We start from the raw sequence: 13,313 nt of genomic DNA, 5'->3' as shown, positions 1-13,313 counted from the left end.
CCATGTCCGCCCCCCTTCCCGATCGCCTGTCGAGCGATCCCAACAGCCCGTTCCACGACGCCGAACTGCTGGAGCGCGGCGTCGGCATCCGCTTCAAGGGCGCGGAGAAGACCAATGTCGAGGAGTACTGCGTCAGCGAGGGCTGGATTCGCGTCTCGGTCGGCAAGGCCAAGGATCGCGCCGGCAACCCGATGACGGTGAAGCTGGTCGGGCCGGTCGAGCCCTATCTGCGCGAGCCGGAGAGCTGAACGGCACCTCCCGCGCCGCGCGGCGGGACATCAGCCGAGGCCTTCGATGGCGGGCGGCGTCTGGCACCGTTCGCCGGCCGCGCCGCTTCCGCCTCGACGGCACCGGACGAGATCGTATAGATCAACGCCGTGCGCCGTTCTCATCGGGCATCGAATCCCACCACGCACCGGGCCGTCCCGCATGAACGAAGTCGCCCGCCCCGACGCACAGAACAGTGCGGAAACCGATAGCGCACCCGCCGGTCGGATCGCCTTCGTCGCGAGCGAGGCGCCGGACGCCCATCAGGCGCAGGCCCGCCTCGTCGCACGCTACGGCACTGTCGCCCCGGAGGACGCCGACATCATCGTCGCCCTCGGCGGCGACGGCTTCATGCTGCAGACCCTTCACCGCTTCCGCGACAGCGGCACGCCGATCTACGGCATGAATCGCGGCTCGGTTGGCTTCCTCATGAACAGCTTCCGGGAAGAGGAATTGCCCGAGCGCATCGCCGCCTCCCAGCGTGTCGTCATCCATCCGCTGATGATGGAGGCGACCGACATCAAGGGACGCCAGCACCGCGCCTGGGCGATCAACGAAGTCTCGCTCATCCGGCAGTCCTACCAGGCGGCAAAATTGCGCATCGCCATCGACGGCAAGATGCGGATGGAAGAGCTGATCTGCGACGGCGTGATGGTGGCGACGCCCGCCGGCTCCACCGCCTACAATCTCTCTGCCCAGGGCCCGATCCTGCCCATCGGCACGCCCCTGCTGGCGGTGACGCCGATCTCGGCCTTCCGGCCCCGGCGCTGGCGCGGAGCACTGATTCCCGATCGTGCGCGCGTCGACATCGCGGTGATGGAGTTCGAGAAGCGCCCGGTGAACGCGACCGCCGACCATTTCCAGGTGCTGGACGTCGTCGCCGTCCGCGCGCGTCTCGACCAGTCCTCATCCATGACCATGCTGGTCGACCGCGACCATTCGATCGAGGAACGCATTCTCGCGGAACAGTTCGGCTGAAGCTGGCTCAGGCCGCGAGCGTCTGCTCGCGCTCGCGCGCCTCGCTCTGCCAGCGATGCAGCATGCCGACAATGCGGTTGCCCTCGGCACTCTCGCCCGCCTCTTCGTAGGCCGCGAGCACTTCGTCGAGGATGCGCAGGCGCAGGCCCGGCGCGGCGTCGACATCGTCGAGATAGGCTTCCGACTGAAGAACGGCGAGCGCAGTGCGGAACGCGGTGAACGCGCCGGCCGGCAGGCCGAGACGCGCATAGAGCACCCGGAAGGCCTCGCCCGAGCGATCCGCCGCCAGCGCTGCGACGTGATCGACGGCGATGCCCGACAGCACGGATACTGCCTCGAGGAACAGCCGCATCTGTCCCGACAGCAGCGAGCGCAGGACGAGAGCCGAGGTGAGTTCGCCGCGCGCCTGCAACCCTTCGACCAGGGCGCGACTTTGCGTGAAATGGGGAACCGAGGCCTGGGTCACCGTGGCCTGGTCGCACGCCTCGCGCGCCAGCCGTGCGGCCTCGGCGGGGGAAAGCCACTGCCGCTCCGACACGAAGGCCGAGAGCTCCCCCGCGACGACGCGGATGAGCGCCTGGTGTGCCGCCGCCGGAAGGTCGGGCCGGGTGAGCAACGCTTCCCGCAGCTCCGGCACCCGGCCGAAGCGCGCCACGATATGCCCCAGCACGAAGCCGGGGATGTCCGCCGTCTGATTCTGCACCAGCGACAGGCAGGCGCCGACATCAGCCCCCTCCGCCAATACGGCGGTCACCGGGGCTGGCAGATGGGCGCGGCGCGCCAAGGCCCCCTGTCCGGCCGCATCAATTTCGGCGGACAGCGCGATCAGCTCACGCACATTGAGCACCGGCGAATGTTCCAGCATCAGCGCGCCGGCATAGCCGGGCAAGCGGGCAAGCTGAAGAACAAGTTCGACCGGCACCAGCGGGTGGCGGCACAGCACCGAGACCAGTTCGAACTGCACGAGGGGGGAAGGATCGGCAGCGATGTCCGGTAGCGCCGCGTCCATCTCCGACCGGTCCGCCGCTTCCAGCTCGGGCCTCACATAGGCGCGCGCCAGCGCCGCAACGGCTTTGGCCCGCGCGGGCTCCGGTGCCGTCTGCGCCCATTCCAGAAACTGCCGCACGATCATTGCCGTCTCCCGGCCCCGTTCACCATGCTGGCGATGATGCGCACCACGCGCTTAAGAAAGCGTTGACCATGCGAGGCCGGCAAGAAGCGTTCAGTCGCCGCTGCCATCTTGCGTGTCGAGCGCGTCAGGCGTCACCTGATCGCCGACCAGAACGTCGACCGGGCCATTCTTCCCGGATTCGACATTGAACACCTTCGAATAGGTCTTGCCCTCATAGCGTGCGACGGCGGTGTATTCCCCTTCGGCGAGCACGAAGGTTGGCTGGGCGTTGATCGATTCCTTCACGCTGTCGCCGCCCGGCGTACCGATCGACCATTGCGTTTCGGGCAAGGGCTCACCGCCCGCCACCTTCAACAGCCGCAGCGTGACCTCGCCGGCACGGTGGTGCAGCGTCGCATCCGTAACCTTACCCGACGCAACGGCCAGGTCCGCCTGGATGACCGCGTTGCCGTCGCCATAGGTGGAGACGACATAGTACTCGCCGGCGGGCAGGATGATGAGATCGCCCGGCAGTGCGCCCCGATAATAGGGACGGCTCGACGCCCTTCCCTGCAGAAAGCTGCCCTCGAAGAGATCGTACGTTACCTTCTCGGCCGGCAGCGGCTTGTCGTTGACATCGCTGTGCAGCGTCACGGCGCCCGCCGGCACGGTGAGCTGCTCACGCCGCGATTCCTCGCCGACCACGATTCGCCGCGCCACGCTGGCGAGGCCATAGGCGACATGCACCACGTACCCCCCCGGCGACAGGAAGAACACCGGCGCGGGATCGGCCGCTTCGGCAACCAACGGATAGGCCCCCGACGCTTCCGGCCTGTCGGCGAAGACGCGCCAGATGAGGCCGCGGGGAATGAGCCCCTCCTTCTCGCCGAAGCGGGCACTCATGCCGATCGCGACCTTGCCGGCCGGCGGCTGCGGAAGGATGGTGTGCGGATCGCCGCCCTCGACGCGCCCCGCGGCGGGAATCCGCGCCGCCGGGCCGGCGCTGCCCGAAGGCACCTCGACCGGGGGCGCCCCGACAAATGGCAAGGCGCGGGAGGGCTGTATCTGGGACGAGTTGAACTGCGACGGCGAGAGCGACGACGGCGGAGACTGGAAGGGCGAGAACTGCGCGATCTGGGCGGCAGGTGGCGGGCCGGCCACCTCGGCAACCGCCGCCGCCGGCACGGCCAGCACCAGCATGGCGGCCAGCGCGGCGGCAACGCGCCGCTGCGTCGCCCTGCGGCGGCGGCAACGCGTCGGATCCTGGCGGGAAGCGCCCGCGAGCGCGCGAACGGAAGCGTGAGGAGGCTGAGACATCGCCCCGTTGGTGCCTCCAAACAGAGGCAAATTCAAGTCGTCTTGCGTGCCTGCGCCGCCCACTGCCCGGCTCCGTCATCGCCCCGCGATGCGGCCTGCGCCATTTGCCCGCCCAGTGCCCGCTCCGTGAACACGCAGCGCACCCGAACGTCGCCGTCCCGGCCGCGCCTTGGTCGGCTGCGCTCCACCATGCTAGGCAGATTCAGCGTGCCGCGGGTGCCTCGACAGGCGGAGCGGCGAATCGGAACCGAGCCATGACCCCAGCCCCCTCGATGCTCCATCTCTTGAAGACGCGCAAAAGCCCGAAGCTGTTCGACCTGACCTCCCCGGGGCCGAACGCCGCCGAGCTGGATGCCATGCTGGCCATCGCCTCGCGCGTGCCCGATCACGGCAAGCTCGCCCCCTGGCGGTTCATTATCTTCGAGGGCGCGGGGCGCGAAAGGGCGGGCGACGCCATCGCCGCACTGTTCCTCAAGGACCACCCCGACGCCGACGCCGATCGGGTCGCCATCGAACAGACCCGACTGACCCGCGCGCCGGTGGTCGTCGCCGTCGTCTCGAAAGCCGGCGCCCACGTCAAAATCCCGGAATGGGAACAGACTCTCTCCGCCGCAGCCGCCTGCACCTTGCTGGTCGTCGCCGCCCATGCCCATGGCTACGCCGCGACCTGGCTGACGGAATGGTACGCCTATGACTCACGCGCGCGCGCGGCGTTGGGACTCGAAGAACATGAGCGCATCACCGGCTTCGTCCATATCGGCACGCTCGCCCGGCCACAGGAAGACCGACCGCGACCGGCCCTCGCCGACATCGTCACGAGGTACTGACTCATGTTCTACGAGCCCGCGCGCCAGAACCACGGACTGCCGCACAATCCGCTGAAGGCGATCGTCGCGCCTCGGCCGATCGGCTGGATTTCGACGCTGACGGAGGACGGGATCGCCAATCTCGCCCCTTATTCCTTCTTCAACCTCGTCAGCGAAAGTCCGGATATCGTCATGTTCTCCAGCGCGGGCCTGAAGGACACGGCGCGCAACGCGAGGGCGACCGGTGAGTTCGTCTGCAATCTCGCGACGCTCGAACTGATCGAGGCGGTGAATCTCACTTCCAAGCCCATCCCGTCCGGCGAGAGCGAGTTCGATCTCGCGAGCCTTGCTCAGGCCCCATGCCGGCTGGTGAAGCCACCCCGGGTCGCGGCCTCACCCTGCGCCCTCGAGTGTATCTGGATAGACACACTCGACATCAGCGACCGCCACGGGGATCCCACCGGACGTCACGTCACCTTCGGCGAAATCATTGGCGTGCATATCGACGAGCGGTTCATCGAGAACGGACGGGTGAGCACGGAAAAGTTGCACCCCCTCGCGCGTAACGGTTACTTCGACTACTCGTGGGTCGAAGCCCAGAGGTCGGTTGCCCGTCCCCGCTGACGCGTCGGGCGGCCGGCGCAGAGGGCGCGCGTAGCCCCATCGCGCCCTGGAGAGAGATCAGCGCACCTGACGCAGCCATCCGTGCGTGCCGGCAGCTGCGTTCAGCAGACAATCGCCTTCAGCAGGCAATCGCCTGCAGATAACCGGTCTCGGCATAGTCGAGCATGATGCGATCACGCGTCATCAGCCGATAGCCATGGTCGCGCGCGGTGGCGATCAAGACGCGGTCGACAGGATCGAGGGGCGCCGCGCCCGGTAGAAACGACGACGCAATAAGCGTCTCCGGCGTCATCGCCGCAATGCTCATGCCCGGCAGCGCCGCCAGTGCCGCGAACCACTTCGCCGGTTCCATGGCAAGCCGCACCCGCCCCTGCTCTACCAGCCGACCGAGTTCCCACGCCGACATCGGCGAGACGGAAATTGGCGCGCCACGCAGGCGTGCCTCGATCAAGGTGCCCCGCGCCTCGTCCGAAATTGGTGCGCCCTGCGCAATCCAAAGCGCCGCGCAGGTGTCGAGTAGAAGCGGCATTCCCATCAACCTTCCTCCGACGTCGAATGGCCGGAAATCGGATTATAATCCTGCCGCGTCATCGTGAGATCGTGCTTTGATTCCGGCGCCCAGTCCGTCGACAACGGCCGATGGTCCTGGTGTGGCAGATCGGCATCGACGCTTTCATAGAGGTAAATCGGTGCTGTACTGGGCAGGGTCAGATCGGTGCCCGATTCGATATGGACCGTGCCCTTCAATCCGCCGAACAGTCCCGCGAGCGGCGACCCCGTCGACGCCGGCGCGACCCGCGCCCCAGGTCCCGGCGAGGCGTTCGGCAGATGACGGGCGAACACAAGTTTGCGCCCCGTCATGTCGACTTCTTCCGATCGGAAGCCGGCGGACAGCCAGGCTCGCGTCATGACACTGTTGGTTGGATTGTTGCTCCACCAGGCTCGATGATTGAAGGCCGACGGCGGAAGTCGCGTGCCAACGATCCGCTCAATGTCCTCAAAAGACATAGATATTCGTGGCTGCGTGCGGCTCGACAAAAACGTGGTCAATGCGCTGTATTTGGACATAGTCAGCTCCCTCCAATTGGAGACAGAAACGATACTAACTATGTCAGTGTAAATTTTTCGTTGGCAAATTGCCGCTCACGGCCCGGCCAGCTCAGTCGCTCCTGTAAGAATCGCAGCGGACCAGGTTATTTAGCGTGGGCCATCACACGCTTTTGGAGCGGTGTTCAAGGCCAGAACATATATCACGAAACGGAGGGACTGTTTGTTTTTTCTGCGATTGGATCCGTCACAATTTTTCAGATCTAATTACTTATACACTCTCTAGAAGTCCTTATATAATCATCATTTTTCAAACGAACTGTATCAGGCGCCTGTCGATAAAATTGAGACATTCGGTCAAACACACATCGGCACTCAGAGTCGCAGTGTGGCTCGAGATTATAACCCTGAAGTCTAATTATCCACGCACAAGGCGACGTAGACGGCGCCCGTGCCGGAAGCAGTTCGGCTGGCGCCCGCGCACGCCCTCTTTGTCGACCTCCGACCAGGTGGGCGGCGACGCGACATCTCGATCTGCTATTTTCCACCCGGCCGAAACCCGTCTAGCCACCACGAGTCCCTCTCACCTCAAGCCTGGAATAGTCACCTCAGTTCAACTTAGGTCAGAGTGTTGACTTGTAATTCTCCGCGACGCCAGAATCTCATATTTGACATCATATTTATCGTTCAATTAATTGAATTTTATGTCTTTTTAGATCGAGCTAATCGTCCGCAACATCGATGAAAGTTTTGTTTCACTTTCTTTTTTTGATATGCAGTAACTCTGAAAAAAACGGTAGTGCAACGTACCTTTAGCGGATTGATCGAGCCGACCTTCAGGGACATACACAAACCTGTTCCCGTGGGAGGCTTCGACGATCCGGCCACGCGTACCCTCGTGCACCAACGTTCACGTGCTCGGCAACGACTTGTTTACCAAGATTGCGTTAAGATTTTGAGAACGGAGCCAAAGGGGTTGCCTTATGTTGATTCTTGATCGTCGCACCGTGGTGGGCGCCGCTTTGGCCTCTGTTGCCATGGCGCTCGCGGGCTGCAAGCGCACCACGCAAAGCAGCGCACCCGTCGCCTCGCTCCCGTCCATGTCGGCCTACGCCCCGTCTGGCATTTACGGACCGGTAGCGGATAAGTTTCCTATTGCGGGAGTCGACACGTCGACGATCGATTCCGCCTATCTGAGGCGCGAGGTTGCCTATGCCTCGGCGTATCCGCCGGGCACGGTCGTCATCGATCCGAGGGCACACTTCCTCTACCTCGTGCAGCCAGGCGGCACGGCCATTCGCTACGGCGTCGGTGTCGGCAAGGAAGGGTTCGGCTGGTCGGGCGCGGCGACGATCAACTCGAAGCAGGAATGGCCGGACTGGTACCCCCCGAAGGAGATGATCGAGCGTCGGCCCGACATCAAATCCCAGCTCACCAAGCTGCAGAGCGGTGAGGGCGTCGCCGGAGGCTTGTCGAACCCGCTTGGCGCGCGGGCGATGTACCTGTGGCAGAACGGCAAGGACACGCTCTACCGCATCCACGGGACGCTGGAGCCGGCCACAATTGGCACCAATGTCTCATCGGGCTGCATCCGGATGATCAATCAAGATGCCATGGACCTCTATGGGCGGGTCAATGTCGGAACCAAGGTGGTCGTCCTGGGCGGCGTCGCCGGCGCCTGACACCCCAAACCCTCCATCGGCCGACCGCAACCATTGATTGCCAAGACCCCACCCTGATTATGGCCGCGCTCGTGAAATAGTGTTATTTTTGACACATACCGCTAGCTCGGAAACGGAAGGGACCTTTCCATGAGTGGCAGAATTATCACTGTTGCGCAGCAGAAGGGTGGGTCAGGAAAGACGACCCTGGCGGCACATTTGGCTGTTGCTCTTTCGCAACGCGGGCCGGATGGCAGGCGTGCTCAAATCGCCGTGCTGGATTGCGACCCGCAGGGCAGCCTTGGCGAATGGTTCGAGGCGCGGGAGGCAGCACTGGGTGAGAACGGAACGGGACTGACGTTTCGCACCGCCTCGGGCTGGGGAGCGCGCCGCGAGGCGCGCAGCCTCGCGCGCGACTTCGATTATGTGGTCATCGACACGCCGCCGAAATCGGATGTCGAATCGCGTCCGGCGATCGAGGCCGCCGATCTGGTGGCCGTGCCGGTTCAACCAACGCCCATCGACCTTTGGGCCACGCAATCAACACTCGACATGATCGCGAAAGAAGGAACGGCTTCGCTGCTCGTCATCAATCGGGCACAGTCTCGCGTGGCGCTCACGCAGGAGATCAGCACGGCGATCGCCGCGCTGGGCCATCCCGCGGCCCTCACCCGGCTCGGCAACCGGGTTGGCTATGCCGCGAGCATGGGCCACGGGCTCACCGTGCTCGAGACGGGACCCGGCTCGAAGGGAGCCCTCGAAATCGAGGCGCTTGCTGCCGAGTTTCGCCGTCACCTCGGCGGCTGAGCACCACGCCAATGCGCCACCGTTAGGCAGAGCCACGTCCAAGCTCGGCGCGCTGCAGCCGCGTATTCGAGCATTGCGAGTGCTTGGCGCTAGGGTTCGCTTCCGCTTAACGCCGAGATCGGATAAGCGCGACGAGCCCGCGGGCGCTGGTTTCAGTTGGGTCGCGGGCGCCTTGTGGGCCTAGGGATGTCGCCGTCACGTGGCGCCGTCACTGCAACAACCCGCCAGCCGTGACATGCCGGCGGCTCTCGCGCCCCCTCGGTGGCAGCGTGAGGGTGCGTAGCTTCTGCATCGTGTCGAACCCTGAGGGCGTCTCTTCATCGCCCCTGCCGCGCCGCGCCCATCCCGAGCGGACAACTTAACGCCGCGCACCTCGGCCAGCACTCCGCCTGACGGAAGGCACGCGGATCGTATCCTGCGAGAGGCTCCTGAGGTTGTTCGCGGCAGGAGAGCGCCTTGCCCTGGAGTAAGGGATTTTCCCGCTTCGACCCGATAGACGCGCGACGCAATGCTCTCGTCGAGAAGCGCCCGGCGGAACGCGTGGTGTCGGTGCCGCGATCGGCGATGAGGGACGTGGTCGGCGGATGCGATTAAGCATCCATCTTGGGAGTTCCCGAGTGCCCAACCGGCCCTGCAAGGACTGGACGGTGGTTGGAACGACGCGCGTCACCGACCTTTGGGCTCAGGCCGCCGTTGATCCGTTTGATGCGACAGCGAACACGCCTTTTTGAGTCGACTTGCCGCCATGGGGCAGGCCGTCAAAAGCTTGAGCTCGATCAGGATGCGCTCGGGCGCCGGCTTTGGCCTGGACCCTTCGCCGGCCCGACGCCGAGGAAACCACTGCCTCCAGCCGGCTCCATCAGAGCGATTGCGGAGCGCCCTGCGCGGGCGCCGGTCCTCGGGCGTCTCCGTCGCCGGCAGAATGTTCGCGGATCAGCTGAACGACCCCTGCCGCACGCATCCATCGCTCATGGGGAGTACCCCGTGCGGCAGTATAAAATTACCATTCGATCCGCGCCATCCCGCGTTCGCATAGCCGCACAGATCACCCATCACAGCGTCTTCCCAGGCGCAGCGAGTTGTCTCATTCCAGCGCACCTCCACTTTAAATGCGGCTCATCTCCTGCGGCAACGACGTCGGTTGCGCAATTGGCTGGCACGGAGACGTCGAGAGGCGCACCGACAGCGCCCATCAGGCACCGACGGTGCGTTCGGCTCTGGCCCTCAGGAGTGACCTGCGATGGGCGAAGGCACTCTCGATTGAGTTGAAGTCCGGGCTGTAGGGCGGCAGGTACAGGAGGGGACCGCTTGCCTGAGCATGGCGTCACGGACGTCCTGCACGGCGGGCGACTGAGAAGCCACAGCGCGCATTGGTCCGGCGCTCCCCGCTCCGCAACAGCGAGCACGGGCGCGGGCACTGATGCGCATTGCTGCCTCGAGAAAGCGATTTTGCCAGCAGCGAGGCGGACGACGTCGGCCGAAAGTTCTGTCGGTCGACGCGCGCTACGCCGCTGTCGAGGCGCTTGAGGCGGTCGACACGAGATAACTCCGGGCCCCGCTTTGCCAGTTTACCGCCGCTGTGCCACGGCGCGCGGCGAGTCGGAGGGCAACGCTGGGGGGCTTGGACTCCGCGCTGGAATGACGCCTGTGAGACATCCGAACGGGTTGGAAGTAAAGGTGATCCCCAGATGGCCCGCCTTGCTCTCTCCTGCCGTGATCTCTCCTGCCCTGATCTCTGCGGCTTGACGACGCCGGCAACACGGAGCTCGCTGGCCCGACGATGAGGGCATAGCCAAGTGCGCCGGCGCCGATATCACCTTTCACCCGATCCACCTCGGGAACGCTGCGGCGCGTGATTACGCGCCTGCCACGCACGCGGCCTGTCGCGGATCGGCCGTGAACGAGATCGCCCGTTTGGGGATGGTAGCTCGACGTGCCTCTTTCCGACGGCCGCCCACTGGGAGGTCGGACGACGCCGTCGGTGCGTCGCATCGTCATCCGCCGCACGGAGCAGCCGCACTTCTTTTCTGCGCGGCGCGGCTCCGCTCGATCGAGCGCCGATAGGGCGTGTCGATGGGACTGCGAAGGTTTCCAGCCGCGACGGCTTTTTGGTCGCTACAGCGGCCACCTGGGTCCGGCGCAGCAGCCCCCGCTCGGAGCCGGACCCCTTTCGCCTCGAGCCGGACCCCTTTGCGGGCCCGACCGCCGCCCCGTCCGGCAGGGCGTGTCTCAGCCTTCCCGATCTGCCAGCAAATGATCGCTCGGCGCCCTCGCGAGGATTACTGGCAGCGCCCCGTGAGGCCGCACTCTCCGGCGCCGCGATATTTAGACACACAGAGGCTGCGGCGTAACCCGCCACCGATTTACGCCTGCGGGGAACTTTGCCGCGCGCCGGCCGTAAAGGTGAGGCGGTGGGGGCAGGCGCCGTTTGGGGGAAGCCATGGAGAGAATGCGTAGGATTCACGGATCGCGGCGCCGGAGATTTCTCTTGGCGCGGCCCCGCAACCCGTTCGGCAACGACGGAAGTTTGCATTCTTTGCGCTGAAAAGGTTGACGCTTCCGTGTTCCGCACGGCAATCAGGGAAGGGCTGCCGCTTGGAAAGCCAATGTTCATTGTCGGGGCACTAGGCTGGCGGCGTGAGGTGAGCGATCGGCAACGCGGCGGCGCCAGATGTGGGGGAGACAGCAGTTTGGGTGGCCTGAAGCGGAGCGGATACCGTTGGCTTGCATTCGCTTTTTGCGGTGCGCTGGCGCTGTTCGTGCTCGCGACGCCGGCCGCCGCGCAGCTGTTCGGTGGCAACCAGGACGACACAGCTGAGGACGGCACGCGCGGCGGCTTCTTCGGACCGATCGTAAACCTGTTCAGCCCCAAGCCCACTAATGCCGGCCCGCCGGCGCCGGACGCGACGCCCTATACCGTCGCCCTTAAGGTCACTGGCGGCGACCGCGCCCTGACCGAGCGGGTCGAGGGGGCGTCAACTTTGGAACGGCTGAGCGACCGCCCGCCCTCAGGCGCCGCCGGCCTGGTGCGCCGGGCCGTGGCCGATCAACGCGACATCAACGCCGCACTTTATTCGGCCGGTTATTATGGCGGCGTGATCCGCATCCGCATTGCCGGCAGTCCACCCGATGCCCCCGACATCTTCGAGCGCGTGGAATCCGCGCGCCGGAGCGGGCCGGTGCCGGTAGCGGTTCAGGTGGAAGCAGGTCCGCTGTTCCAGTTCGGTCGCATCACCGTGCTCGACGCCGCGACCCGTCGCCCGCTGGCCGACGCGCCCAGCCTCGAGCGGCTGCGGCTGGTGCCGGGCGAGCCCGCCCTCGCCACCTCCATCGTGCGGGCAGAGGGGATGCTGGTCGACCATTGGCGACGGATGGCCCACCCCTTTGCCCGCATCGCCGACAAGGAAGTCGTGGCCGACCATGTGGCGAAAACGGTCGATGTGACCTTTCTCGTCGCTCCGGGACCGGTGGCCACCTTCGGCCGATTCAGCGTGGTCGGCGCCGATTTCCTCACACCTGGCTTCATCGAGGAACGCATCGAGATTCCGCCGGGCACACCCTACTCGCCGGACACGCTCGACCGCCTGCGCCGCCGGCTGCTGGAATATGAAGCCATCGCCAGTGTGCGCATCCGCGAGGCGGACAAGCTCGACGCCGATGGAAGCCTGCCGATCACCCTCGAGGTCTCCGCCCGCAAGCCGCGTTATGTCGGCTTCAGCGCCACCTATTCCTCCACCGAGGGTTCGGCGCTGAACGGCTATTGGGGCCATCGCAACCTGTTCGGCGGCGGCGAGACGCTGCGACTCGACGCGCAGGCCTCCTGGTTCGGCGAGAAGTCCGAGGCGGTGCCGAACGCCGATCCCTTCGGCTACAAATTCGCAGCGACCTTCGTGAAGCCCGGCATCTACACCGCGCGCGAGGATCTCGTGGCCGAGGCCGCCATTCTGCGCGAGGTGACCAACGCCTATGTCCGCGAGGCGGTCACGCTGCTGGTCGGCATACGTCACCGCTTCAGCGACGATCTGAAACTGCAGGTGAGCCTCGACATCGAGGAATCGCGCGTCGAGGACAGCACCGGCACCAATGATTACGGAATTCTCGGCATCCCGTTCGAGCTGACCTACGACAATACGGACAGCAAGCTCGATCCCTCGCGCGGCTGGCGCGTGAGCGCGACCGTGGAGCCGTTTGCCTATCTCGGCGATGCCGGCGCCGGACCGACCTTGTTCAACGGCTCGGCCTCGACCTATTACGCCTTCGACGAAGGCAAGCGCTTCATCCTCGCCGGGCGTGTCGCGGCCGGCAGCATCATCGGCGCCGGGCTCTACGACGTGCCGCCGCAGCGGCGCTTCTATGTCGGCGGCGGCGGCTCGCTGCGCGGCTATGACTACCAGTCCGCCAGCCCGCGCAACGAGGATGGCATCATCATCGGCGGCCGCAGCTTCTTCGAGGCGTCGGTCGAGGCGCGGGTGCGCGTGACCGACACGATCGGCATCGTGCCGTTCTTCGACATGGGCTCGGCCTTCGCCTCCGAATGGCCGGACTTCGATGGCATGAAATATTCGGCCGGCGTGGGCCTGCGCTATTACACGGCCATCGGTCCGTTGCGGGTCGATCTCGCCTTCCCGCTCAATCCGGGGCCGGAAGACGGCGATTTCGGCATCTATGTCAGCCTGGGGCAGGCCTTCTGATGCG

General features: G+C 65.4%; 11 protein-coding genes and 1 pseudogene. 7 read left to right on the top strand and 5 right to left on the bottom strand.

What is annotated here, in order from left to right; translation table 11 throughout:
* Positions 1-2 precede the first annotated feature (2 nt).
* The gene (locus ACQY76_RS16175) at positions 3-248 is read left to right on the top strand and encodes a DUF3297 family protein (RefSeq protein ID WP_428029748.1); all 246 of its coding nucleotides are present in this window, start codon (positions 3-5) and stop codon (positions 246-248) included.
* A 181-nt stretch (positions 249-429) separates the two neighbouring features.
* Positions 430-1,245 (top strand): NAD kinase, encoded by an 816-nt coding sequence (locus ACQY76_RS16170; RefSeq protein ID WP_428029747.1) that lies wholly within the window; start codon positions 430-432, stop codon positions 1,243-1,245.
* 7 nt (positions 1,246-1,252) lie between these two features.
* Here ACQY76_RS16170 and ACQY76_RS16165 read toward each other — a convergent pair whose 3' ends face one another.
* Positions 1,253-2,377: a DUF2336 domain-containing protein gene (locus ACQY76_RS16165; protein ID WP_428029746.1), complete on the bottom strand. Its 1,125-nt coding sequence runs from the start codon at positions 2,375-2,377 to the stop codon at positions 1,253-1,255.
* A gap of 90 nt (positions 2,378-2,467) precedes the next feature.
* A complete protein-coding gene (locus ACQY76_RS16160; protein ID WP_428029745.1) occupies positions 2,468-3,556 on the bottom strand; it encodes a hypothetical protein in 1,089 nt (362 codons plus the stop codon).
* 371 nt (positions 3,557-3,927) lie between these two features.
* Here ACQY76_RS16160 and ACQY76_RS16155 point away from each other — a divergent pair, with 371 nt between their 5' ends.
* A complete protein-coding gene (locus tag ACQY76_RS16155; RefSeq protein ID WP_428029744.1) occupies positions 3,928-4,500 on the top strand; it encodes a nitroreductase family protein in 573 nt (190 codons plus the stop codon).
* A gap of 3 nt (positions 4,501-4,503) precedes the next feature.
* Positions 4,504-5,103 carry a flavin reductase family protein gene (locus ACQY76_RS16150; protein ID WP_428029743.1) on the top strand — a complete coding sequence of 200 codons (600 nt, stop codon included), beginning with the start codon at positions 4,504-4,506 and terminating at the stop codon, positions 5,101-5,103.
* Between the two features lie 118 nt (positions 5,104-5,221).
* Here the strand turns inward: ACQY76_RS16150 and ACQY76_RS16145 are convergent, their stop codons facing one another.
* Both ACQY76_RS16145 and ACQY76_RS16140 read right to left on the bottom strand, forming a co-directional pair.
* Positions 5,222-5,632: a type II toxin-antitoxin system VapC family toxin gene (locus ACQY76_RS16145; protein WP_428029742.1), complete on the bottom strand. Its 411-nt coding sequence runs from the start codon at positions 5,630-5,632 to the stop codon at positions 5,222-5,224.
* 5 nt (positions 5,633-5,637) lie between these two features.
* Complete coding sequence (locus ACQY76_RS16140) at positions 5,638-6,171, bottom strand: DUF7662 domain-containing protein (RefSeq protein WP_428029741.1); 534 nt, start codon at positions 6,169-6,171, stop codon at positions 5,638-5,640.
* Positions 6,172-7,133: 962 nt separating this feature from the next.
* On the opposite strand from ACQY76_RS16140, the gene ACQY76_RS16135 reads away from it, so the two are divergent.
* On the top strand, positions 7,134-7,832 hold the full coding sequence (locus ACQY76_RS16135) for a L,D-transpeptidase (protein WP_428029740.1): 699 nt from the start codon (positions 7,134-7,136) through the stop codon (positions 7,830-7,832).
* A gap of 129 nt (positions 7,833-7,961) precedes the next feature.
* Positions 7,962-8,618, top strand: coding sequence for a ParA family partition ATPase (gene parA / locus ACQY76_RS16130; RefSeq protein WP_428029739.1), 657 nt, complete (start codon positions 7,962-7,964; stop codon positions 8,616-8,618).
* Positions 8,619-9,670: 1,052 nt separating this feature from the next.
* Here parA and ACQY76_RS16125 read toward each other — a convergent pair.
* Positions 9,671-9,930 (bottom strand): annotated as a pseudogene (locus ACQY76_RS16125) (hypothetical protein); the annotation flags it as partial.
* Positions 9,931-11,377: 1,447 nt separating this feature from the next.
* Here ACQY76_RS16125 and ACQY76_RS16120 point away from each other — a divergent pair.
* Entirely contained in the window at positions 11,378-13,309 is a 1,932-nt protein-coding gene (locus ACQY76_RS16120; protein WP_428029738.1) for an autotransporter assembly complex protein TamA, read from the top strand.
* The last annotated feature ends 4 nt before the right edge of the window (positions 13,310-13,313 follow it).

It is taken from the genome of Ancylobacter sp. (assembly GCF_965279025.1).
Classification (GTDB): Bacteria; Pseudomonadota; Alphaproteobacteria; order Rhizobiales; family Xanthobacteraceae; genus Ancylobacter.
Note: the sequence above shows the minus strand (reverse complement) of the source record. Positions and strands in the feature narration are given on the sequence as shown.